This is a genomic window from Sneathiella sp. (assembly GCF_047631475.1).
Classification (GTDB): domain Bacteria; phylum Pseudomonadota; class Alphaproteobacteria; order Sneathiellales; family Sneathiellaceae; genus Sneathiella.
Map to the genome: position 1 here is coordinate 1 of NZ_JBLHZT010000034.1, position 25,583 is coordinate 25,583.

General features: G+C 50.2%; 10 protein-coding genes. 4 read left to right on the forward strand and 6 right to left on the reverse strand.

The annotated features are described in order from the left end of the window. Positions 1–367: 367 nt before the first annotated feature. The 4 genes from ACJAYR_RS13335 to ACJAYR_RS13350 all read left to right on the forward strand — a co-directional run bounded on the left by ACJAYR_RS13335 (position 368) and on the right by ACJAYR_RS13350 (position 8,163). A complete protein-coding gene (locus tag ACJAYR_RS13335) occupies positions 368–1,456 on the forward strand; it encodes an MBL fold metallo-hydrolase (RefSeq protein WP_415237058.1) in 1,089 nt (362 codons plus the stop codon). A 483-nt stretch (positions 1,457–1,939) separates the two neighbouring features. Continuing rightward, complete coding sequence (locus ACJAYR_RS13340) at positions 1,940–2,944, forward strand: TAXI family TRAP transporter solute-binding subunit (RefSeq protein ID WP_415237081.1); 1,005 nt, start codon at positions 1,940–1,942, stop codon at positions 2,942–2,944. A gap of 76 nt (positions 2,945–3,020) precedes the next feature. Then, positions 3,021–5,075 (forward strand): TRAP transporter permease, encoded by a 2,055-nt coding sequence (locus tag ACJAYR_RS13345; protein WP_415237059.1) that lies wholly within the window; start codon positions 3,021–3,023, stop codon positions 5,073–5,075. Positions 5,076–5,529: 454 nt separating this feature from the next. Further along, the gene (locus tag ACJAYR_RS13350; protein ID WP_415237060.1) at positions 5,530–8,163 is read left to right on the forward strand and encodes an ATP-binding protein; all 2,634 of its coding nucleotides are present in this window, start codon (positions 5,530–5,532) and stop codon (positions 8,161–8,163) included. Between the two features lie 30 nt (positions 8,164–8,193). Here the strand turns inward: ACJAYR_RS13350 and ACJAYR_RS13355 are convergent, their stop codons facing one another. The 6 genes from ACJAYR_RS13355 to ACJAYR_RS13380 form a co-directional block, all read right to left on the reverse strand. Continuing rightward, positions 8,194–20,322, reverse strand: a complete 12,129-nt coding sequence (locus tag ACJAYR_RS13355) for a hypothetical protein (RefSeq protein ID WP_415237061.1) — start codon at positions 20,320–20,322, stop codon at positions 8,194–8,196. Positions 20,323–20,340: 18 nt separating this feature from the next. Continuing rightward, positions 20,341–21,357: a CsgG/HfaB family protein gene (locus ACJAYR_RS13360; RefSeq protein WP_415237062.1), complete on the reverse strand. Its 1,017-nt coding sequence runs from the start codon at positions 21,355–21,357 to the stop codon at positions 20,341–20,343. 29 nt (positions 21,358–21,386) lie between these two features. Next, positions 21,387–21,992, reverse strand: a complete 606-nt coding sequence (locus ACJAYR_RS13365) for a hypothetical protein (RefSeq protein ID WP_415237063.1) — start codon at positions 21,990–21,992, stop codon at positions 21,387–21,389. Between the two features lie 324 nt (positions 21,993–22,316). Next, complete coding sequence (locus ACJAYR_RS13370; protein WP_415237064.1) at positions 22,317–23,294, reverse strand: ornithine cyclodeaminase family protein; 978 nt, start codon at positions 23,292–23,294, stop codon at positions 22,317–22,319. Continuing rightward, complete coding sequence (locus ACJAYR_RS13375) at positions 23,291–24,133, reverse strand: alpha/beta fold hydrolase (RefSeq protein WP_415237065.1); 843 nt, start codon at positions 24,131–24,133, stop codon at positions 23,291–23,293. The genes ACJAYR_RS13370 and ACJAYR_RS13375 overlap by 4 nt, the downstream gene beginning before the upstream one ends. Continuing rightward, on the reverse strand, positions 24,130–25,581 hold the full coding sequence (locus ACJAYR_RS13380) for a M81 family metallopeptidase (protein ID WP_415237066.1): 1,452 nt from the start codon (positions 25,579–25,581) through the stop codon (positions 24,130–24,132). Before ACJAYR_RS13380 ends, ACJAYR_RS13375 begins: the two co-directional genes overlap by 4 nt. Positions 25,582–25,583 lie beyond the last annotated feature (2 nt).

The following is a 25,583-nucleotide window of genomic DNA, read 5'->3' on the forward strand; positions in this document are numbered from 1 at the left end:
GTTGACGAAAAAAGAGTAGAAAATAAGCTCAATAAGCTGTGGCCGGATCGTCTGACGTATTGCCGCAAACCATCGGGTACCTCCAACCATCTCCACCCCTTTCAGCCAGACTATACAATATTCAAGCCCAGTTAATCATATTCGACAGACCATTGAACAATTTCGGTTTCTTAAGCGGTCTGCAATTCCCATTTATAAGTTAACTAACATTATTGATGCCAAATCAGCAAACATTACAAAACGCTTTAGGATATATATAGTACTCATATACGAGAATAGTGGCAAACAGGAGGGTCTCGGCGAGATCTGGTTCCTACTCTTTCCGAGATAGGCTTTGCCTTAAATAAAAAGAACGAACAGGACATAAATGCGGTATCTGGGTCTGATCATTATCCTCTTTGTTGTCTCTGGCTGTTCCACTTCTCACGAACTACAGCCATTTGATCCAACCCGCCCCAAGGCCCACCACACCCAAGACGGCTTTCGTAATCTTTATCTGGACGACACCCAAAAAGCGGGTTTTTTTGACTTTCTGTTCAAAGTTCGTTTGCAAAGCAATTGGCCTGATGAAAACGCGCTGGCAAAAATGCCTCCCACACCCCGTGTTTCGGTCGATATTGCATCGATCACCTCTCCGCCCGACAATGATTTGCAAGTCACCTGGATCGGCCATTCGACATTGTTAATACAATTCGACGGGATCAACATCCTAACAGATCCCATGTTTTCTGAACGCGCTTCCCCATTTTCCTTTGCCGGTCCGAAACGGTATACCGCACCGGCCTTATCCATTGATCAGCTACCTGATATTGATGCCGTAATTATCAGCCATAATCACTACGATCATATGGACCTTGCGACCATTCAAGCCATTGGGAATAAGACGAAATGGCTGGTTCCTCTGGGAAATGCCCGCCTTTTGCAAGAGGTTGGCATAACCAATGTGATTGAATTGGACTGGTGGGAGAAAATCGATTTTAAAGGAATGGTCCTGACGCTTACCCCAACACAGCATTGGTCTGCCCGGGGACTGTTTGATCGATTTGCAACCCTTTGGGGATCCTGGGCGGTTCAGTTCCCTGCCCAGAATAGAAGCTTCTGGTTTGGCGGCGACACTGGTTATAATGACATCCAGTTCAAGCAAATTGGCGAAAAATTTGGACCATTTGATCTGTCGTTCATTCCCATCGGTGCATACGCCCCCAGATGGTTCATGAAAGGATCCCATGTAGATCCAGAGGAAGCTGTCCTAATCCATCAGGATATAAAGTCCGAGCAATCAATCGGAATTCATTGGGGAACTTTTGTCCTGACCAGTGAGCCGGTCGAAGAACCCCCGATCGCCCTTAAAAAGGCACTAAAAAAGGCGGGTATTCCGCAAAATAGTTTTCTCGCACTCCCCATTGGAGAAACTTACCGAAAATCTGAAGAAAATGCTGTATTAGCTGGTCAATAGGGCCTGTTTATTGGGTTCAACCGCGGTGTCTGGGCCCAGTGGAAATTCCGGAAAAAAGAACCCATAAACTGGGTTTCCCATTTCCCTTAAAAGACAAGCTCCATGTTCTATATTGAGCCCTGCCGTTTTTCAATTTAGCGTGCGAAAATGGCAAAGCCAGAACAAATGGGCATGATTATTAAATTTGGCTTATATTTAAGGGCCTATTTCCCATTCCCTAAAAAAAGACGGTTCAAATTGATCCCTCTTAAAGATTTCTGCTAACGCTCTCTTGCGTACATATTTATGACACAGGGCACACGCAGCACATCTCTCACGGAGGCACAAAGATAAAACCATCACAAATTCAATATTGTAGAGTGAAAATAATCTTCTTTACAATTAGGGGCATAATATCTTTTTATTGGAGCAAGTAATACGTACACAAAGTAAGTTTGTTCGACGATCCCTCGCTAACGGGAGAAGGGAATTTTTATGAAATCAATGAAAAAAATTGTGACAGGGATGGCAGTAGCCGCCACGATGGTGGCAGGCGCCATGTCATTCGCCTCTGCGCAAGACCTTAAGTTCTTTACCATTGGTACAGGCGGCACAGCCTATACTTATTATCCAGTTGGCGGCGTGATTGCCAACGCCATCTCAAAGCCTCCCGGGTCCCGGGAATGTGGTCAGGGTGGCAGCTGCGGCGTTGACGGTCTTATCGCTTCTGCCGTGTCATCACGCGGATCAGTCGATAACGTAAATGCCATTATTTCCGGCCTGCGCGATTCTGGTTTTTCACAGTCTGACGTTGCCTATTGGGCTTATACCGGAACCGGAACAATGGAAGGAAAGGCACCCGCCAAGGACCTTCGCACCATTGCGGCCCTGTTTGAAGAGCATATCCATTTGGTTGCCCTTGAAAAAAGCGGCATCAACTCTGTTGCTGATCTGAAAGGCAAAGTCGTTTCCCTCGACGAGCCAGGCTCTGGAACCTATGTGGATGCAAAACTCATCCTAGAAGCAAATGGCTTGACGACAAAAGATGTTACGGCAGAAGCCTTGAAAGGCAATGCCGCATCCGAAGCATTGCGGAACGGTAAAATTGATGCCTTTTTCGTGGTCGCAGGATATCCAGCTGGTTCCTTGGTTGAGCTTGCTTCCGCTGAAGACATCAAACTGGTACCGATCGACGGGGATGCAGCTAAATCTTTGACCGACAAATACGGTTTCTTCTCCCAAAGTGAGATCCCGGCCGGAACTTACGAAGGTGTCAATGGCACACCGACGGTTGCCGTGGGTGCCCAGTGGTATACAAATGCCAAACAGGACGAGACCCTGATTTACAACATCACAAAAGCTTTGTGGAACAAAGAATCCCGTAAGCTGCTTGATGTGGGTCACGCCAAAGGCAAAACTATTACAACTGATACCGCCCTTGCGGGTATCGGTGTACCGCTGCACCCAGGTGCAGAGAAATTCTACAAAGAAGCCGGGCTGATCAAGTAAGCTTTCACATCTTCAGGATCCCAGACGCCTCTGCGTCTGGGGTCTTTTTTTATTGCTGTTTTTTGGGGAAGAAAACATGACTGAACAGGGCGGGAGCAAGGGAGCACCCAGTGCTGAAGAACTACGGGAAATAGAAAGACGCTATGACCCTGAAACAGCCTTTCGGTTTTCTGGAAAGAAGATGGCACTGTTCATTTCAACCGTTCTGGTTGCAATGTCAATTTACCATTTTTATGCCTCGGGATTTGGTCTTATCCGCGAACTCTTGCACCGTGGAATTCATTTATCCTTCGTTCTCGGACTGGTATTCTTCCTCTATTCATTTTTTAAAGCCAAAGACGGATATGTACCTGCACCGCGCTGGTATCGTCCCGGAGGTATTCATCTTATTGATATTTCCTTGGGTTTTCTGGCCGTCGGTGCCGCAATTTATCTGCCGTTATTGCCGCCCGAAGTCGTCTCGGAACGGGTCGGCAATCCTTCGACATCAGACGTCTTTATGGGAACAGCACTCCTGCTTATAACGCTGGAGGCAACCCGCCGGTCAGTTGGACCAACCCTGCCCATCATTGCCAGTATCTTTATCCTGTTTGCCTTATTTGGACCCTACGCACCCGGTGCACTAAAACATGGCGGGACAAGTTGGTTAGGCTTGATAAATCATATTTACATGACCAATCAGGGTATTTACGGCATCGCAATCGGGGTCATGGCACAATATGTCTTTCTGTTTATCTTATTTGGTGTTTTAGCCACTCGCATAGGCCTCGGTCAGCTTTTTATTGATCTGGCGATGATTATCGCGGGTCGGTTTTCAGGGGGCCCGGCGAAAGTTGCTATTTTTGCCTCTGCCTTTATGGGCAGCATATCGGGATCGTCCATTGCCAATACAGTAACAACCGGCGCGCTTACCATCCCCGCCATGAAGCGCGTGGGATATCCTGCCCGGTTTGCTGCCGCCGTTGAAGCCACAGCCTCAACCGGAGGGCAGATCACCCCCCCCATCATGGGGGCTGCCGCTTTCATTATGGTTGAATATCTCGAAATTCCGCTCCGGGATATTCTGGCAGCCGCACTGTTTCCCGCCCTTCTGCATTATTTTGGCATCTTCATCATGGTGCATCTGGAAGCCAAGAAACTGGGCTTACGGGGTCTAACATCCGCAGAGCTACCCAAACTTTTCCTTGTTCTGAAAGAACACTGGCTGGCCATCACACCACTTGTCATTTTGGTGTATTTCATTCTGGCGGGCCGGACACCCGACTTTGCTGCTGTCTATGGGATCATTGCCTGCGTGGTTGTTGGATTTTTAAAACCATCCCACCGCCTGACTTTTATCGATCTTTGGGAAGGGCTTGGCGCCGGCGCCAGAAATACCATCGCGGTCGGGGCCGCGGCCGCCTGTGTTGGGATTATTGTGGGTGTCGTCACCCTGACCGGCGTCGGTTTCCGATTGGGATTTGTCGTAGTTCAAACTGCAACCGACATTGGCGCCATCTTTGGGACAACCTGGCCGTTCAGTTTCTTTGAAGTCCCTCAATGGGCACTGTTCTTCTCGCTGATCCTTGTCGCCATTGCCTGTATCTTTATGGGCGCCGGCATACCGACAACCGCCACCTATATCATTCTGGTGGCCGTCGCTGGACCTGCCCTTACACAGCTTCAAGTTCAGCCACTGGTCGCTCATTTCTTTGTGTTTTATTATGGCGTGCTGGCCGACATTACGCCCCCGGTTGCGCTTGCCGCCTATGCAGCTTCCGGGATTGCCGGATCCAATCCGTTTGCAACCGGCAACACAGCCTTCCGTTTGGGGATCGCAAAAGCGATGGTGCCTTTTGTTTTCGTCTACTCTCCGGCCCTACTGTTAATCACTGATGATTTCACCTGGTCCGCCTTCATCATTACACTAACCGGTGTGATGGCAGGTATCAGCCTGCTGGGCGTCTCTTTTTCCGGCTATCTGTTTGCTCCTCTCTCTCAATGGGAACGGTGGTATATTGGCATTGTGTCATTGCTGTTTATCGCACCGGGTATAGTCACGATGGGCGTTGGCGCTTTGCTCGCATCTCCGATCATTATTCGGCAGATCATTTTGGCACGCGAAAGAAAAACCCTTGCGCCGCCCGGTTAAAGCCAGACAGCCTCGTTTGTAACTTCGATCAAACGGGGCTTTCTTATCTGTTCTGATATCTTAGACGGGATTACCTTTCCGGCGTATCAACAAAAGAACACTGCCTGGTCGTCTCATGAGCAGGTTTGGTACTACGAAACCGAATATCCGCCCGTCCCCTAAAAACGTAAATCTATCGGTCACGCCCCTGTTGCAGTATGGGAAACGTCACTGAACCATATCAAATGTTCGTATCAGACCCAATAAATGCGACCGTTCACCGGCACGCCAATGAGCCTTAGAAAAGAGCTTTCCAAGCTGCAGGCAATCCAAAAACTATATTTTCTAGCAAGAACTTAGCCAAATACGGGAATGGCTTACAAACCCGTCAGGAAGCCTCGTAAACTCCGTTTCTGTTTACGCTTCCGAAACCATCTGGATGATAGAGTAAGCTGTGGTAATGTGGAGCCTCAGCTTGAAACCTAAAAATCTGTTTTTACAAAAACAGCAAATCGCCCTTATTGTTGGCTTGATAGTTATCGCCGCTGGTTCAGCGGGCCTTTGGGGTTGGGGACTCTACAACGCAGCCCTCGAACAACAAAGAGCAGGCTTGTTAGCGCTAACACGATCACAGGCACAAACCATCGCGGCCGTTGCCCGGTTTGATGCGCGTGACGTCAATGCCGATAATCCTGAAGGTGCTGTTGGAACGACGTTAAGTCAAGTGATTGACACTTACCGACATTTTGAAGGCTTTGGCAAAACCGGAAGTTTTTCTTTTGCGGTCAGTACCGCGAATGGCAACAATTATTATCTGGAAACCGGCGGACACAAACACCTGAAAAGTAAGTTAAATGCCGATACAGACGTGCTGACAAAAGATGTGCCCATGCAATTGGCGTTATCCGGACATTCCGGGACAATAGTTACCACAAATGCAAACGGCGTTGAAATTTTGGCCGCCTATGAATTTGTTGACAGTCTAAATCTGGGTATTGTTGGCAGTATTGCCATTCAGGAAATCAGAGCCCCTTTCATTGAAACCGGAATTATCGGGATTTTCTCAGCGATCGCTATTATCATTTTTGGTGCCGTCGCCAGCTATCTGTTAATCCGCCCCCTGATTTTAAAACTTGCCGGTCAGAAGAAAGCTCTGGAAGCCAGTGAAAGACGGTTTCAGGACTTTGCCATGAGCGCATCTGAATGGCTGTGGGAAATGGATGAAGATTTGAAATTCACCTATTTTTCAGACTCATTTGAAACAAGCACCGGCATAAATGCTCAAAAGTTGATTGGCCGGGCGCGGCAACCTATTACCAACAGCCCCGAAAGCGCCGAAAGCGCCGAAGTCTGGCAAAATCACATTCAGGATTTAAAAGACCGAATGCCTTTTTCCGGCTTCATCTATCAAACCACTGACCACAACGACAACGTCATTTGGCTACAGAGCTCCGGTCAACCCTATTTCGCTTCAGACGGCACCTTTTTGGGGTATCGTGGTACCGGCATAAACGTAACTGAAAAGGTCCAGATAGAAGAAGAAAACAAGCGAGAACGAGAAAAAGCCAAAATTGCCCAAAATCGTTTGATTTCCGCCATCGATATTCTTGAAGACGCCTTTGTCCTGTTTGACTCAAATGACCGTCTGGTGATGTGTAACGAAAAATACAAACAGTTCTACGAAAAATCCGCTGATTTATTCGTTCCAGGAAATAGTTTTGAAGAAATTATTCGAGGCGGCGCAGTGCGGGGCCAATATGCTATCCCGGAAGGGTATGATGTTGAAGACTGGGTGCAGGAACGAATGACCGCGCACCGCAACAGTAACTCAGTGCTGGAACAGCAACTGGAAAATGGTCGCTGGCTGAAAATAGCGGAACGGAAAACACCTGAAGGTGGTTACGTGGGCTTCCGGGTCGACATTACAGATCTGAAAAATGCCCAACAACAGGCTGAGCTGGCGAATATTGCAAAATCTGAATTTTTAACCGCAATGAGCCACGAAATCAGGACTCCAATGGCGGGGATCATTGGTTTAACAGACCTTTTACTTGAAGATGAACTCAGTGATCAACAATTAGACTTAGCGCAAGGGATCCGCGTTTCCGGGCAAAATCTGATGGCCATCCTGAACGACATCCTTGACCAATCCAAACTGGAAGCGGGTAAAATAGAGATCGAAAATACTGATTTTAATTTCCGCCATCTAATTGACGAAACCGTTCAGCTTTTCTCAGCAAAATATCGGGAAAAGGGGTTGAACCTGGACGTTAAGATTGATGCGGATCTCCCTCAGTCGATCTGTGCAGATCGATTGCGGATCGGTCAAATCCTGTCCAACCTCATTGGGAACGCTCTTAAATTCACAGAAAACGGCGGGACAACAGTTTCTGTCAGACAACTGAGCCAGGAAGATGACAATATCTGCCTGAAATTTGAAGTAACGGATACCGGCATCGGTCTTACGAAAAACGTTCAGGACAAACTATTCAAACCATTTGCCCAAGCGGACAACTCGACCTCCAGAATCTACGGGGGCACGGGCCTTGGTCTTTCCATTTCAAGAAAGCTTGTAGATCTGATGCACGGCCAGATTGACGTCAGCAGTCAACCGGGCGAAGGGAGTACCTTCTGGTTCACTATTCTCTGTAAAAAGTCAGAACTTCAAGTTCCTGACGAGCCCGTTACCTCCCGCAAGAAAAAGTGGCAATCGACAAAAAGACTGAATATTCTTGTGGCGGAAGACAACGACATCAATCAACAAATCATCCGAACCATCCTGACCCAACTGGGTCATGACGTGACTGTAAGGGAAAATGGTGCGGATACAGTCCAATCTGTAGAAACAGATGTTTTCGACCTTATTTTGATGGATGCCCGCATGCCCGTAATGGACGGGCTGGAAGCAACCCGGCTTATTCGGGCAGGCACGACCCCCAACAAAAACATACCGATTATTGCCCTAACCGCAGATGTCGTCGCGAAGAATATGCAAGATTATCTGGAGGCCGGTATGGATGAAGTCTGTTCCAAGCCGCTGGATTTGCCGAAACTCATGACAGCGATGAACACATTACTGGATGAAGAAATTCATAAACTCGCAAGCTGATCTGCCAAACGATCCCTTAGATGATCCCTGTCACTGTCCGGATGCCAATTGCTGACGCACATGATTTTCGTAATTTTGATTGGCCGCCTCTGCGGTCATGGCAAATAAGTTCTGTGCCTGACGAAGGTTAAAATACCCAATCGGCGAATAAGCAAGATTTTTGGGTTCGATGCCTAGCACATGAAAGTCTATTTTTGACTTATGGTCGGCCGAAATCTTCTTGTTTATATCCATGACCACAAATTTAGGTGCCCCTTTATGACGATCCAGCAGTTCGATCATATAATCCTCAAGTAAATTAATGCGCCCCTGTAACTCATGCGCGTTCACATACCGTTCATAGGCGCTTTTCCCGCTCATCGGGACAATACCGCCCGGATCAATGATGACCAACCGCCACAAATCCTTACCCTCGACCACCCGCTCAAACGTATAATTATCTGGCTTATTATCCAGCCATGCATACCCTTTTCGGTTAAGCTCGCGAGTTCCCTGATCAAGGGCGATGCGCTGACCATCTGTCAGAGATCCATTTTGTTCAGGGCGGGCCATCAGGTCTTCCGCCGTGCCCTGTTTCATATATTCAACAATTTCGATCCTGCGAACCCCGTTGCTTTCGAAAAACTTCGTCCCGACCTGTGTGGCTTCAAGTGTTTTGTGGACCTTAACCCCTCGCACGAATTGGGTATCCACTTCATTTTGCAAGACATCCCGCCCGAACGAGTCCATCGCCTGCGCATCGCGGGCGCCACTTTTGATAATGCGGATCAACCAGTTTGGATTCTCAAGATGTCGATAAACATAGCTGGTCGCGCCTTTCGCAACATATTCACCCAATAAAATCGAAACGTCCTTGCCATTAGGCCCTTTGAAATTCAAAGCGCGCTGGGTTCGATAGGTTTCATTTTCCAGGGCGCTTCTATTGTCACGGCCCGCCCCAGTTTTCCTGTCAGATGACGGCCTGACTTCACGGCCGGACAGGCTGGCATTTTCCACCACGCCCTCTGCCCCGGCAACCTTCTCACCGCTGAAGGGCACATTATCATTTGCAGGTTCAGGAAGCCCCAGCTTCATTTCCGCGACAGCTTCCTTGCCCGTTCCTTCCAGTTGATGGGATTTGTACAAGTCAGCGGTAAGCTGATTGGCTGCTTTTTGAATGGCTTCCAGATATCCCTGTGCTGCCTGATCGCTTATTTGCTTTATTTCCGCTTCGGTTAGCGCACTACCTTTCTCGGCACGCGCTTTTGCTAACGCATCCTTCGACAGAATATCTCTTACCCTACCCAGATTGGCCCGGTTGTCGTTCAGCGCTACAGTCATCTCGACGACGGACTTCAGGTTGCCAAGCTTCAAACCTGCAATCTGTGCAGCATCCAGGGCACGGACAAAGTATTTCGCACCTTTGGACGCCAGTTTTACCGGATCGCCATCATGCAGGATTTCCTTGAGCATATTCGCGACTTGCTCAAAATAGGACTGGCGGCCTTGATCTGTTGTCAGCGGCTTTTTGAGGGTCGGCGGTGTATCGGATAACAGGCTCTCTACTGTAATGCTGCGTTTTGCGGCCTGTAACGACATGACAACATGTTCGATCGCCCCTTGAGTATGATAGGCCTCCTGCGCGAAGTAAAGGGCGCGGGATTGGGCATTCCGTAACTTCAACCGCAATGCATCCTGGCCTGTGGCGTCTGCTTTTTCGAATTGCTCACGAAGTTGCAGAATATCCTGCAAGGCCTCTTCATATAACCGATTTTCTGCTGTTATCTGAGCATCCTCGGGTTTGGTATTGGAATTTGGATCCTCCAGAAGCTGCTTCTTCCGCGCTTCAATTTGCGCCCTGAAAACATCATTGGAGGCTTCCACCCAGCGCAACATGATCTCAACATTGATACGATTGGCTTGTGGGGTATTTTGCAAGATAAGATCACGATGGGCTTGCCAGACGTCATTCTCCATATATTTCCGGCCGGCCAGATGGGAAAATGCATCCTGATAGGTAATATCGCCTTTTCCGGCCTTAATCAGACTTTGAATGGTTTCTGTGTAAGCGTTGGTATCCAGAACGGTTCCTGTTTCACGCCCACCGATTTTTGCCGCCTGCCCCCAACCGGCTGCAAAACGGGCATTAAACAGAATTACCGCCAACTGCGCTTTTGGTCCGACAAAGCTGATATCATAATCACTGGTCAGGTTTTCAGAACCAAACGCTTCCACTTCACCGCCCAACTCCTTGATGATTTCTGCCGCCAGACTATCGACAATCCGGCGCCGGAGATTGACCAGAAGGCGCATCTCGACAGCTGACAATTCGCCCGTTTGATAGGCTTTTCTTGCTTTATTCCAGTTTCCTTTAAAGCGCTCCATCAATGTTTGAGTAGGTCGGTCAATATTTTCAATTATATCCCGCGTGTTCATTGCTTCGGTTTTGATGGCAAGCCGTCCTAGACCTTCTTTTTCAACCACTCGTAATGTCTGGCCATCATATAGCTTGCCCGTCAATTCGTTGGACAACAGCTGAATATCCTGAAGGAACTTTTGGGCAGCAGCATTTTCGATTGCCGTACGCTCGGCAGCTGTCAATTCAACCCCTTTGACCTCTTCTGCGGTTTTAAGATCCTTTTCGGCCAAAATCTCCCGCACTTTCGCAAGATCGGCCCGGTTTGCATCCAACGCCACAACCTGCTCGATTAATGCCCGATACTCCGCCAGTTTTATTCCCGCGATTTGGGCAGCATCCAGTGCCCGAATAAAGTATTTTGCCCCTTTGGAGGCGAGCTTGGCAGCATCCCCCTCGTGCAAAATTTCCTTCATCATATTGGCGATCTGTTCCACATACGATTGCCGACCTTGATCCGGTGTTAAATCAATTTTCAATTTAGGCGGAGTGTCCGATGTCAGGCTTTTAACCGTAATTTTGCGTTTTGCCGCCTGAATTGACATCACCACATGCTCAATCGCCCCTTGGGTATGATAGGCTTCCTGAGCAAAATACAGCGCCTTTGACTGGGCATTACGAAGTTGCTGGCGCAAGGCTTCTTTTGCAACGCCCGTCGCTTTTTCAAACTGCGCACGGAGCGCCAGAATATCTTTAAGCGCATCTTCATACAGCCTGTTTTCAGCTGTGATCTGCAAATCGCTTTCCCGCACCGGATTTTCCTTGTCCGCGCTCAGCTCCGCCATTTTCAACTGGATTTGCGTTTTGAAATCCCGATGAGCAGACTCGGCGAAATCCAGTACTTTTTGAACGTCAGCCCGCAGCGCTTCCGGTGTTTTCTCCAACACCAAAGCCCGGTGCTTCGCCCAGTTCGCATCTGACAGGTATTTTCGATTGGCCATATGGGCAAAAGCATCTTGAAAAACACTATCGCCGCGGCCTTGTTCTATAAGACTTTGGATGGTTTCTGTATAAGCGTTGGTGTCCAGAACAACACCGGTTTCCCGCCCGCCCAGTTGCGCAGCCTTGCCCCAACGACTGGCGAAGCGGGCGTTAAAAATAATGACCGCCAACTGAGCTTTTGGGCCAACAAAACTGATATCATAATCGCTGGTCAGATTTTCCGACCCAAAGGCCTGAACTTCACCGCCCAGTTCCCTGACAATTTCATTGGCAAGGCTATCAACGATATCTTTGCGCAACAGGGTCAGTTTGCGCATATTCGCGGCGGACAGCTCCCCTTTCTGGAAAGCCTTGCGCGCCGCATCCCAATTACCGCCATAGGTTTCCAGAAGAATGCGGGTTGGCTTATCAACATTTTGAAGCCAGTTTTGATAATTCAGTTCGCGGATCTGCGCCTCTCGTAACTGGCTGACACGTGTGGTTGGGCCTGTGCCCGGAACAGGGCCTTTGCCCATATAAGACAGGATTTTATTTATCCGGGCCTCCTGCAAGCGGGTCGATGCAGATTTTTCACCGCCCTCAAGAACCTTGTTCGTGCCTTTAAGGAGAACAATCGTCAAAAGATTACCCAGATAGTCGTCCTGCGAAATCTGATTGCCCTCAAGCAAACCGTTCATCGCCGTCAAAAGACCGGCTTCGCCCAAGAAAGCGACATTTTCAAGTGCCCGTGCGTAGGATTTTCCGGCCGCCGCTGTGCTCCCTAGGCCTCTGGCTCTTTTGCCCAGCTCCTGCGCTGTTTTACCAAACCCTTTCAATGCCCCTATGATCAACAGATTATGGGCATATTCTTTTACGATCGTTTCGCGAGACCAAAACTGGTCCTGCAAGGCGAGTGTCGGATCAAGTCCGATACGCGCCCCCCGGTTAAGCGCAGTAAACGCACCGGCTTCAACCGCAAGTCCCGTTCCATAAGCAAGCGCTTTTCCGCCGAGGGTCCGCACCCCGCCAAGCGCCAGCATTTCCATGGTGACGGCCCGTCCAAATTTTCCAGCAATTCCGCCCGGCAAAGCAACGGTCGCAAAAAGCTCTGCCCCCTGTTTTGCGTTCAGGAAGCGGTCGACGGTTGCCAAAGGGCCTTTTTTAGTAAGATTGACGAATTCAGTTCCGACCTTGGTTGGATCAAGCTTGATCTGTTTAGGGATGGTATATTTTCCGTCTGTAAGGAAACCATGACGGGTTAAAATGGTTCTGTCAGCGTCACTTAATTGACCCGGCAGGTTGGCCCCAGCGCGGATCAGTGCAATCTGAACCTTTTGACTTTCTGCGGTAATCTGTTCAAGCGCTTCTTGAGTTGCATCCATGCCCACCAGCAGGTTATACGCCCGGGCGGGGCCGGCCGACGTCCAGTCTTCGTGCAGATAATTAACAAACGCGTTGATTTCACCGGCCAGGGATGCATCCCGTAGCGGCACCAAAGCACGGAACAGGCGCTGTGGATCTTCTTCCAGTAACGCAGACTGATATTCGTTTAACAGTTGGTTCTTATCGTTGATTGCAACCCGGGCTTCCAGATCCTTCGCTGCCCCGGTCATGAGACGCCCTGTCTGGGCCAGCTTTTCAAACATTTCAAGTAACGGATTTGAACTGCCGACCAAGGCTCGCAAATACTTTGCTTCTGCCGTTACGAAGAAGTCATACAGTTTCGCTTTTTCCGGTGTGGAACGGGTAGGATCTTCGTTAATGAGCTCTGCCCGGCGACTATCTTTGTAGGCCAGTTCGGCGTCATCCAGCGCCATTTCCAGCCAAAAATCCTTATATTTTCCTGGATTGGCTTCATACTCGCGATCCCGTGGATCATTTTTATGATTGGCAATTGTTTTTTCCCGCAAGCCCCGGCCTGCGGTCATTGAGTAATTCTTGCGAGTGTCCCAGATTTCAGTCGCAGACCGACCATAGGCATAAACACCAGCAAGTTCGCGCTGAACGGCTTTCATTGCCGCTTCCCGATGGGTTTTTGCCAGAAAACGGCCATACCATAGCTCTCCACGTGTGTCCGGCGCCGAATATTGGCCCGCGTTATCGAACCAATAATCATCCATACCATCCCGCACGGAACGAAGCTGATTCAACTCGGCAATGGCACCCGCCAACCGGGCTTTATCGTAGTCCTTATCCCTCAGCAACAGGCCTCGATCAGAAAAATCAGACCGGATCTGAGCTTCATACTCCTGGATCGCTTTATTCGCAGCCATCCGCAGCTCGTTCATTTTTTGCACCCGATCTTCTTCAGGCACCTGCAATAAATCAAGACGCAGCTTTAAGCCGGCAAGTTGCCTGATTTCAAAGCGATAGGCGGCCGCGCTTCGATCAGGTTTATTGTTCTGAGCGGCATTGCGAGCTGATTTCCCCGCGGTTTGAATTCTTTCCTGTAGGTAACCGTTCAGTGTTTGCGACACAATCGCACCCTGATCTTTCAAAAAGGCACCCAGTATCTTTCTCTGTTCGGCCGATACGCCTTCACCGTTCATGCGCAGTCGAATACTGTCCAACAAACGTGTTGCTTGCTGGAGCCCGATCTGAATATCTTTTGGACCAGCCTCCTTAATCAGCTTTTTCATCTGAGCCTGCAAGGCAGGACCCGCAATATCATAACGCCCGGCAGCAATAGAGCCGCGCACAATATCCATCAGGTCTGAAAGCGAGATTTCTTGTTGGGCAAGTTTTTGCGCCCATGACTGACCCTGGTTGATTTGCTCAATCAAGCCGTTCGCCGCTTTTTCCAACGCCTTCCTATAAACCCTGTCCAGATCACCGACAGTTGCCAGCTTCTCCTTAAAGGCAAGAAGTTGTTTCTTGAGTGCTTCTTCGTCCGCACCCGATCCAAGTTTCGAAGACTGAAGTGAGATATCCGCATATTCAACCTGAAGATCGAACCGATCTTTCACATCCTTTGGAATATCTTTCATTTCCCGCAACTGTTTTATCAGCAACACGGCTGTTTTATCAAAACTACCGGAAGAAATTAAATCGTTCAGGGCGATCAGACTGCCCGACAAACGCGCGTCTTGTGGCAATTTAGCGATTAAATCAGCCAGCCTCTTTTCGTCTATTTTGTCACCGATTGACAGGAGTTCGATTTTGAAGCGTGAACCAATAAGCGCTTCATCACCTGGATTTTTGACGAGCGCCGTTTCAATCGCTTGTTTTGCCTCAGCAAATTTCCCGGCCCGCGCCAGACGCTCTGCATTTCCAAGGAGTAGCGTAGAGACCAGTTTAGGATTGGTTGAAATCTCCAGAACGGTGGCGATTGCAGTATCGCGTTTGGCGGTTAAATCTTCTAACGGCCCGAGTTGATCGCGCTGAGATTGGGGAAGCAACGCGTAAACGCGTTCAAGGTTATTCACCGTATCGATCAAGGCCACCGACCGCGCCAGCTTCACAGACGGATCATCCGACGTCGTTTGATTGATCAGGTCCAGAGCCTTCTTGAAATCCCCCCCGCGCATGGCTTGATGGGATTGATCCAACCGGCTTTTTGCACCGTTCAGGCCAGCAAGGCTTTCTCCGTTCGCTTTCTGATGATCATAGATCCGGGCTAACTGTCCATTGACGCGCTCCAGCAAATTTGAAAGTTGCAGGTTTCTGCTTTGAAATTCAGCATTCGCCGGAAGTGCTTTTTGTAAAGCGGTCAATGATTGTTTCAACCGTTGAACGGCCGCCTGGCTGCCCGAATGGTCCAGTATTTTCTCTCCTTTTTCAAGGCGTGCCAGTTGTCGGGTTATTTGATCGAGAAGAGGTTTAAGGCTTTTAGCTGACTGACCCGGCAAGCTTGCAATTTCTGCCAATGCCGCCAACTTCTGCAGCATCTCATCAGGTTTGTTATCCAACCCTTTCAGCTGTCCTTCCAGTCGTTGGTTCAAACTGTTTCGCAACTCATTGGAAGACTGCATCAATATGTCTTTTTCCGACTCTCCCAATTTATTGTTTTTATCCAGCAAGGCCTGTTTTAGAAAATGTGCCCGCGCCAGATCCGCAACCAGTATCTGTTCTTCTGTTTTTGAAAATGCAGTGACAGCCGCCGCCCGCTTCATTAATGCATCGATAAACAGCGCACCTGTCGGTTTCAGACCATGATCCTCCATGAAATCCGCAGTTTCATCGATCAATTCGTCCGCTGCCGTCGCTCCCAATTGCTTGATCAAGCCAATCAGGATCCGGGGCAGCACTTTTTGCGCCATCTCGTCCGTTTGCTCAAAGGCAGGCATCAAGCCTGTGTTGATCCAGTCGATCAGCTGTCTTGTGCGTTCCAATTCTATTTTTTCAGGAGAGGGAACAGGCGTTAAAGCCTGCTGATCCTGCGGACGAAGACTGGCGACCTGTGCCCGGACACCCGCAGGCGCTGAAGGAGGCCGTTTGATTTTGGCAAGATACGTATCGCGCACCGCTTGAAGAGCGGCCCGCTGGTTGGTAAAAACCTGCGCAACAACGGGTTGCCCGCCGTCCTTAAAAGCAGTTTCCGTCTGCCGAACCCCTTGGATCGTTTTATCCAGAACCTTGACAATTTCCTTGATTTTATCCTGTTCGATTATCGGATCTTTTGGGGTTGCCTGAGATGTATTATTTGCTGTCGTCGATGCGGGAGCAAACCCTTCAGGCTGCACGGCGGCTGATTTCAGGGTTTCCATTTTCTTCTGCAAGGCATCCCGCCCTGCAAATAAAGAATTACGCTGTCCATCCAGCGCGCCCAGCAAGCCGGGAATTCCAGCCCCCTGAACCGACGCCATCATTGTTTCTACGGCTTCGATATGAACGTCAATGTCGTCAATGGCCTGTTTAAATTGCTGAACCGCCGCGGTCTGGTTGACCGCAGGAGGGGCTTTCGTCTGATTTTTTAGCGCGGCAATTTCCGGAAGAAGCGCGTCTTTCGCCGTCTTAAAGACGAGCTGTTGCTGGGCAAAAACCTGATGAGCAATTGAAGTTTCTGGCGTGTCCTTTTTCAACCTGGTAAACAGCGCAACCTGAGCGCCAAGCGCAACGGCTGCCTGTTCCAGTTGATGCAGCCGGCCCTGATTATCCGCAAGTAACACAGGCGCGGGAGATGTCCCGATTGCCAGACCGCGTGCGTTTTCCGCAGTTGATCCAATACCCCCGGCGACAGCGCCACCGATTGCGCTACCCGCCGCGCGGACCAACTGTGTCGAGGCCTGATTTATCCGGCCGGCCATTTGACTGCCCCGGTCTTTGGCCTGGCCGTCAGAGCAACTGACTTTAGGCGCGCCAGAACCGACGCATTGCCCACCGCCAGAGCCTGGCATTTTATATTGTTGAGCCTGCTTTGCCTGTTGAACATTGCTGATATTTTTAGCAACAGCATTGGCCGCCGGACTTGCTGTTCCCTGAGAGGCCCCAGAGGCCGAGGCAACCTGTTTTCCTTTATTGTTTTTCTGGTTCGCCGCCGCAGCCCGCGTGCCTTTCACATAAGCAGCCCCCATTGCACTATTAACGGAGTTGATCTGGCATTGACCCGTTGGCTGTATGTCACTGACGAAACCCTGTTTGGTAAGACCCGCGCGAACCTGATCGCGGTACCCACCGGCTTTTTGAATGCGAGTGTCTATGTCTTTCAAACGGGCATCGATCGCTTTTTGGCTCATACCAGCCTGCGCAGCCAAGGACGGTGCGCCGTCTTCACCCGGCACCAGATTGGCCCGCACCTGATTTAGACCTCCCAGCTCACCGTTCAATTGCCCCAGATCATTTAACTGTTTGTCGATTTGCGCTGCGACACGCCCGACCTTCAGAGGGTCAACTTTTCCATCTGCGCCAAAAACATCGGGCAATCCACGGTTATAATCACTGACAATCTGTTGCCCCTTGGCCCCCAGTGCACGATATCCTGAAAGTTCAGCAGTCGTTTCTGCGGCCCTTACCTTATCACCAAACTTCTCGTCAACCTGCCTGTTATGAATGGCAAATTCGCGTTTATGACGTTCCTGTGCCCGTTCCAGCTTCTCAACCTTTTCCTTGAGATTTTGCCTATCACGCCACGAGCTGTTGGGGGCGTTTTCCAATTCTCCTAATTCTTTTTTAGCGCTGTTCAGCTCTGTTGATTGATCTGGATATCGCGTAGGAAGAGAACTTCTGAATTTCTCGCGTTGCTCTGTCAGGTCTTTCAGTTGGGCTTGCGCTTTTTTGTCAGCCTCCACGGCTTGCTGATGCCCGTCCGCATTCGGTTGCCCCTTGAAGTTTTGCACTCTGTCTTCAGCAGCTTTCAAATCATTTATGCCCTGTTCCAGCGCCGCCAGTTTTTTATCTCTGGCATCTGTATCCAGCATGCCGCCAAAGGAGCTTAACGTCTCCTGCATTGTTGGAACGCCGTCCTGTTCCATTTGGTTGCGCAAATCACGGGCCCTATAAGCCGGTCCACTTTTCTCGTTCTCCAAATGGCCGGTGATTTTCTTTCTGTCCTGCTTAAGCCGATCCAGTTCACGGGCTTCGCCAGAGTTTAAACCACGCCCATAGGACTCCTGATATTCCACGCCGTTCTTAAGGCTCGACAAATCCCGGATAAATTTGTCTGCCTGTTCAACAATACCGCGGGCTTTCATGATTTTATCAAAGTCACCATTGTCTGAATCTTTATACCGGTCGATATAATCCTGCGCGGCTTTTCGTTGTTTACGAACGTCATCTGCCTGACGCTCCATCTGTTTTAATTTGTTTTTATCCTGACGGGCTTCTGCCGAATTACCCTTTGCCTTGGTCTCAAGCTGCTTGATCCGCTTCTCCATTTCCCGGCGCTGATCCCGAAGTGCCTGATCCTGTTTCTTCAGCATCCTTTCTTTCCATTGATCCTTTGACTGTCCGTACCCCCGGTCCAACGCATCTTCAAACGCGTTTGCATCTTTCTGGTATTCGCGCTCCGTCCGTTCAAAATCGCGTACTTTTCGCTGGAAATCCTGTTCGCCTTTCTGAACTTCGTTCAACGCTTTGCGGGCATCTGCCTGTGCGGTGCGATGTTTTTGACAATTGGCGCTACGGCAATTTGGATCGGCAGGAGGGCCTTTGCGGGCCTCGCTTTCTTTACGGCGCGCATCGTCATATTTTTCCTGGGATTTCTCTTTCTTATCGTCCAGCGCATCCCGTTCTTCGCTTAGTTTCTGGCGATCCTCAGACAGCTCCTTAAAACGGTCATTCAGTTTTTTCTGCGCTTCTTTCAGTTTTTTCCGGTTTTTAATTTCTTCATCTGCCTTTTTATCATCGGCCAGCTTTTTCTTTTTCTTCTCCAATTCCTCGCGGGCTTTGCGTAACGCCTCTTTCAGCTCTTCTTTTTCTTTATCCAGTTGTTCCTGCAACTCGTCAGCAATTTCAGGGGCCGCGCATACAGGTTCATCTTCTTCCGGGGCCACATTGGACGGCAGTGATGCCATAGCAACACCCTGTCGGATGAATTGCCCGATCGACGCAGAAAGCGCGTTGATTTCACCAAAATTTATGGGCGCCCTTGGGGTATCACTGACCATGCTTTGCTGGCCGTGCTGGTCAGAATTCATATGGGACGGTGACTGGTTTAACAAAGCCTGCGCCCGTTCCTTGGACCCCAGGCGCGCATTCCCAGCCTCTTCTCGGCGGGCTTTACGCAATGCTTCTTCTTCCGCTTTTTTTGCTGCCTGATCATAGGAAGACGCATTGTTCGTCGTTTCTACGGTTTCCGGTGTTGCTGCGGGCTGATTAACGATAGCCGGTGCATCGGATGGCGTTTCCGTTGACGTCAACGCCTTGGTTTCAGGCGTCGGTGAAGTGGAGATAGCTGTATCCCCACCGCTTTCCGTTTTCGCCGGTGCAGACATTCCGGTTGTGGATGTGATACTGTCCGGTTTAGCGGGTGGTTTTTCAAGAACGGTCGGTTGGGTCGTTACGACCGTTTCGGCCGTGCCTTCGGTTGACGAGGGAGCTGGCGACGCCGTTTTTGTATCTGTGCGGGTTTGGGTCCCCGAACCTGTGGTTAATCCTGGAGTGTTCGGGCTTGTTTCTGTTTCAGTTTTTATCGTGGGCGCACCGCCTGTTGTGATTTCAGGCGTACTTGTTGTTGCCGTTTTAGGCGCCGTTGCAGTTACAGAAGGGACGGTCTCTTTTAAAACCGTTGGGGCGGTATCCCCACTAAGGCGAGACGGGGATTGCGTAACCGCGCCAAGAGGCAGGCTTTGTTTCGGAGCGGCCAATGTCGCCGGGGCTGAAGAAGATGTTCCGGCGGTGGTTTCAGTTGTCGAGGGGGCCGTTGTCGTGTTGGGCCTGCCCTGCACCGTGATCGTCTCATTTAGCTCCGGATCCGTGTCACTTTGAATGACAATTTCCCCTTGAAGAACGGCGTTCGGATGCGGTTTCGGAGGTACAAGATTTTTCGGGATGACATAAGTGCCACTCGTTCCTTTACTGCTGTAGTAATCAACCGTTGTGCCCGTATTGCCGGAACCACCGGTCGTTCCAGGTAGCGTATTTGGACTTTGCAATAAAATTGATGGCCCTGTGGTTGTCGAGGTGCCCCCGCTGGTTGTCGGCAAGTTTGAATAAGGGCTTTTATAACCTTGTGCCTGTGTCGCCTGTTTTGCCTGACCCGCCTGTTGGGCCTGACCGGCCTGCGTGGCGTATCCCCCACCAGTTGTCGGTGTCTCTCCCGCAGAATAGGACGGTGAGGAATTTTGATAATAGCTGGGTGTTTGTTGTGCACGAACCGCCCCAACCGTTAAGACGAGAACACTACTGAGAGATATCAGAAGATATCTGGCAACCCTTTTTGCAGGTCCGGAACGACGATCGCCCATGGCATTTGTCCTCCCCTCCTATTGGCTAATGGTTACAACAAGATCTCCGCGTTGTGGAGCATCGGCATCCAATGGCGCAAAATTACCAAGAGAGATTTTCGGCAATACTTCTGTCACTGTTACCAGGCCCAGCTCTTTTTTACGGAGCATCAACAATTCTCCCGTTGCAGGATCCGTCAGTTTTTTGAGAATACGTTCGACACGGAATTTATCGTTCATCTTCAGGCCCGTTTCAGCACCTGCATTGATGTAAACCTCACCGCCATCGAAGTCGACCACCTGCCCTGTCCAGGGAAGGTTATCTGTTTTAGCGGCTATTTGCTGAACCGCTTTGGTAATACATTTGCGCGTGGCTTCACCAAGCGGGGTTTTCAAGAACTGATTGGTCCCCAGACTGACTCCCTCATAGCCGACATTTATATCCCATGATGAATTGTCGATCTGCTCAGAAACCCGATACACTTCCTCCACTTGGGACGTGGTGGCATTCACCAGCCGGATATCCATGGCAACCTTGCCACTGGCCGTCTGCCGGGAAAGCCCGACACCAAGCATTTTACCCAGACTGCCACCGGACAGGCCCAAACTCATCCCACCGCCAGAATCCGCAGCACCAAATTCGGTGACAGATCCATAAATCAGGAAATTGGTTCCTGTAACCTGCCCAAGGGCGGGCCCTGTGGTCGCACTGGTAACGCCTTGACCTTTCATTTGCTGTTCCGCAAGAACCTGCCCCATATTGGCCCGTTCCAGGACAATAAACCGTTCACTTTCAACAAGGGCCGTTGTCATCATCGCCGATATGCCACCGCCGATATCCCAATCACCATATTGCTGTTCAAACGATCCGATTGCGTCAAACTTCCCTACGGAAACAACCCGTTTTGGACCTTTAATTTCCTGAACTGTGTCAGTCAGAACCGGAATTTTTTCTTCATCAGCCTTCGCAGCCCCTCCCAGAAGACTGACAATCGCAAGAGCACTCAAAAAAACGTTTAAAGGGGAATATCCAACACGTAACGGTTTTGCAATCATGACAAGTTCCTAGCTTTAAAGTTAGTTATTCACGGATCTTCCACCGGCAGCCAATCCCCGGTTTCTTTGACTATTTTATATCGTTCGACCAACGAGCCATCCTGCGTCACGATATCCAGTATCAAACTATCCGTCTGGTCTTTGATCTCGCCAAGTTTCAGGCGTTTGTTGCCGTTTCGGATTAATTGATATTCAGCGATCAAACGAACGGACTTTATGGTTGGACCATCCGGGCCATAGGCCTCTTTCGTCAGAGCACCGGCGCGAGAGCGCCTCAGGCCAGCGTTTATCGGAACCTCTGGCGGAGTAGAAATCGTGGGTTCATTTTGAGAGGCGGCCAGTTGATCCATTAAATGAGAAAGGGCTGTTATTTGGGCAGCAAGAGATAGAAAGTCTACCTGCCTGTCTCGAGACTCCCGAAAAACATATGGATATCCAAGCTGGCCTTGCGCCCGTGCTTGCGCGGCTTCGCGGTTCTGGTTCGCTTTTACAAGCCGGTCATCATCTGCAAAGGCCGACGTTCCCATTAAAAAAGGCACGGCTAACAACATCAGCTTTGAAATGTGATGCAAGCGCGTCGCGAGAGACAGCCTTAACAAGAGGGAACCTCTTGCGGCAGGACTGGAAAAGGTCACCCTGCTCTCCATTTTTATTAATTTGAACTATCTAATATAGAGGGATTACACTGTCAGGACAAGAAATCTTCATGCCCATGATCAGTTATTCAGACCGAAACCAGCAGGAAGGGTGAGGCCTGCATGGCTCTTCTCTTTATAAGAGCGGGCACCGTATGGAGGATGGTATCCGGACAGGGTTTTACCGACTATCAGTGCAAACGCCGGAGTTGTTTTTATCCTCTTCAAAAGGTCAGTGCACCCCTACCTGACCAGCAGAATGTAGAGCCGTTGCTGAACAGGCAGGCCACGCGCCCCCAAAAAACTGCAGTGTCTTATGCGGCACTAAAAAGCCACCTGCTGGCCCAGATTGTTTTCTTTGGCTTTTGTCACAACAAAATGTGCGACGGACAGATCCTGCGCGGCTATTCCAAGAGATCGATAAAGCGTTATCTGATCCTTGTCCTGCCGCCCGTTGATTTCCCCTGACAAAACAGCGCCGATTTCGCCCTGAATATCGTCTTTTGTGATTAGACCTGATTTTATCATATCAACTATTTCGCCCGCTTGCGCTTCTGCGGAAGGCCAATAGTCAACCCACACCTGAGACCGTAAAATCGCTTCATCGTCCAACTCACGCATGGTCGGGATGGACGAGCCTACCGCGTTTATGTGGGAACCACGGGTCAGCCAGCGGCCCTCAAGAATCGGTGCGGGAGACGCGGTGACCGTACAAATAATGTCAGCAGTTTTTACCGCTTTTTCCACATCGGTGCCCGAGCAAAAGCGAATATTGGGATATTTCTGAACTGCCCGCGCAATAAATTGAGCCGCTTTTTCCGCAGAACGCCCCACAACCTCTACAGTTTCAATGGGTCGCACTGTACATATTGCATCCAGATGGAATTCTGCCTGCTCTCCATATCCAACAAGAACAAGGGATGACGCCTCTTTCCGGGCCAGAATATCTGTCGCGACACCACTTGCTGCCGCCGTGCGAATTGCCGTCAACAGGCCCGCATCCATCATCGCAATGGCGCCGCCGGTTTCACTTTCAAACAGAACAATCGCACCGCGATGCGAGGACAACCCAAGCGATGGGTTAGTCGGGAACAGGCTGACCAGCTTAACCCCAAAACAGGCCGGGTCGGTTATCGCGCCCGGCATGACTCCCATTTTATTAGCTCCGCCCACCGGAATGGCCGTACGAAGCGGCAAGGTTTCTGTGCCGCGTGATACGGTTTTCATTATATCAGACACCACGGTGATGGCTGCCTCCATGGGTAACAGACGAGCCACATCATCATTGCTCAGAATAATCATTTCTCTCGCAGACCTCCCTTACCCCATTGTGGTCCAGTTAGCCCCAAATTCAGGGTTTCCTCCAACAGTGACGTATAAAATTCCGGGCGAATAACATAAGGGAAATGTCCACCCCACAGAAACCGATAGGCGACTTCTGGTTTTAACCGGGCTCTGACAGACTGCCGCATATCATCCGGGATCAGCGGGTCATCCTCGGTTTCGACCGTCACGGAATTTGCCTGATATTCTGATAATTCCGGACCAAATTTCAACGCAGACAGCCGCGCGCGAAGTTCTTTTTCCAGAATACGGCCATTGACTTCGTTAAGCAGCAGCTCAACAAGATCACTTTGCTCGGGATGCGTTTCCTCCCACAAACGAAGCCCCGCTGCAAATCCTTGACGCAATTCTTCGATAGGGGCAGCTTCAAGATCTGAGGAATAAGGAGCCCGTTGATCCATACCAACAACAGAATGCAGCGTGTTTGCCGCGATCAGGACCGACACTTTTTTGGGATGAGCCGATGCAAAATACTGAGCCAAATAGCCCCCAAGGGACGATCCTAAAATACTCGCGCGGCCGATCTCCAGTTGTTCAAGCAGCAGCATCAAATCTTCGGACCAGTCTTCAATGCCGCCACTATTCGGATAGCTAAGAGCCACAAGGCGCAGACGATCAGACAGCGCCTCTATCTGTTGCCAGAAAATATCTGCGCGGCCCAAAGTGCCGGGAATTAAAATCAGCGCAGGCCCGGAGCCCACATCCAGTACGCCCCAATCACGCCCATTTAACATCATCCGCTTTTCAGGGTGGCGCGAAGAAAAAGCGTCCCGTGCTTTTATCAGTGCGTTTGTCATGCGAACGGGTCCTCGCTCTTAGGCCAATAATTCGGTTTTCGTTTGGTATAGGGTATGTTGGCAAAATCCGGTGTAATGGCACCGGGCGTGGCGACCGGGATCACTTTACTGGCGATCGGATTAAACCCTGCCTGATAGTGGTTGGAGGACTTGACGCAAATATATTTGTAGTCTGCAAGAGTAATCCCCAGCTGCTCAAACGCTTGAGGATGAAAGGTCTGGGTTCGAATATCGTTCACGATAATATCGATCCCCTCGCACTGAAGCCAAACCGTTTCCCCCATAGGTACAGGCAAGGTCCCAAACATTTGGCTGGCACCGGAAAGGCAGCGCTTAACGGTAACGGTCAAATCCAAAGGGTCTCCGGACATTGGACCGCATTTGCCTCCCAATCGCAGTGGTAGCGTGGCCCCTTCTCCCGCTTCCCGGCAAATCCGCACCGCAATCGGATCCCAGAAGATACCCGTTGCAACAGACGTCATATTGCGATCCAGCATCGCTTTAAGCATAAAGGTTGAGTCAGATGGCGCCCCTCCCCCTGCATTGTCAGACATATCAGCAAGCACGACCGGCCCGTTTTGTTCAGCTTCCGCTCTATCCAATGCCGTCTCAATATCAATATTTTCAGAGAGTAGTTCACGCCTAAGGGCGTATAGGCGTTGTCCAAGGTCGGTCGCGACAGCGGTTGCCTGCTCTGCATCTCCGTCACAAATGGCAAGCGCCCGGGTCCCCGTTCTGGGGTGATCCCCCCACGGGAAACCGTGGGCAATAGACAAGGACAAAATGCCGTCTTTTCCTTCTCGCGCACTCATCGCATCTACAAAACCCCGCATTGGCGCATGAGGGGTAGGCATGGCAAGAATCATTTTACAATCATAGTCGCGCATGACCGGCTTAATATGCCCCAACGCTGTTTCGCGCGCCAGACGAAATAAATCATCCGCCCGTTCTGGAATATCAACATGCGGATACTCTTTAAAGGGCACCAGAAGATCGGCCTCCGTCATCATGGCGTCTGTCAAATGACAGTGCGGGTCAAGCAAGCCTCCAATAATGGCATCGGGGCAGATTGCCCGGCATTTTTCTATCAAATCGCCTTCGCAATCATCATACCCATCGGCAATCATCGCGCCGTGAAGCGCCAACAAGACAATTTCGACGGGCCCGTGCTGTTCCAGATCATGAAGAATTTCATCGCGAAAGCCTTCATATACCTTTTTCACGGTAGGCCCCGCAGGCTGCGCATGTGCGGACAGGCTTTCAACTACAGACCAACCCTCAGCTTCCGCCAACTGGCGCCAGACATGCAAAGGCGACGTCCAGTATTGGATCGGGTCTGACGTTGCATTTCCATGATGGATAGCCGCCTCTTCGAAGCTCAGCATCCCTGTTGGCAAAGGCGAGAAAGAATTTGTTTCTGTACTCAAACCCGCGATAAAAACTTTCATTT

Coding starts and splice junctions, on each gene's coding strand:
- ACJAYR_RS13355 (WP_415237061.1), bottom strand. CDS start 20,322: ATGGGCGATCGTCGTTCCGGACCTGCAAAAAGGGTTGCCAGATATCTT.
- ACJAYR_RS13340 (WP_415237081.1), top strand. CDS start 1,940: ATGAAAAAAATTGTGACAGGGATGGCAGTAGCCGCCACGATGGTGGCA.
- ACJAYR_RS13345 (WP_415237059.1), top strand. CDS start 3,021: ATGACTGAACAGGGCGGGAGCAAGGGAGCACCCAGTGCTGAAGAACTA.
- ACJAYR_RS13360 (WP_415237062.1), bottom strand. CDS start 21,357: ATGATTGCAAAACCGTTACGTGTTGGATATTCCCCTTTAAACGTTTTT.
- ACJAYR_RS13335 (WP_415237058.1), top strand. CDS start 368: ATGCGGTATCTGGGTCTGATCATTATCCTCTTTGTTGTCTCTGGCTGT.
- ACJAYR_RS13370 (WP_415237064.1), bottom strand. CDS start 23,294: ATGATTATTCTGAGCAATGATGATGTGGCTCGTCTGTTACCCATGGAG.
- ACJAYR_RS13380 (WP_415237066.1), bottom strand. CDS start 25,581: ATGAAAGTTTTTATCGCGGGTTTGAGTACAGAAACAAATTCTTTCTCG.
- ACJAYR_RS13375 (WP_415237065.1), bottom strand. CDS start 24,133: ATGACAAACGCACTGATAAAAGCACGGGACGCTTTTTCTTCGCGCCAC.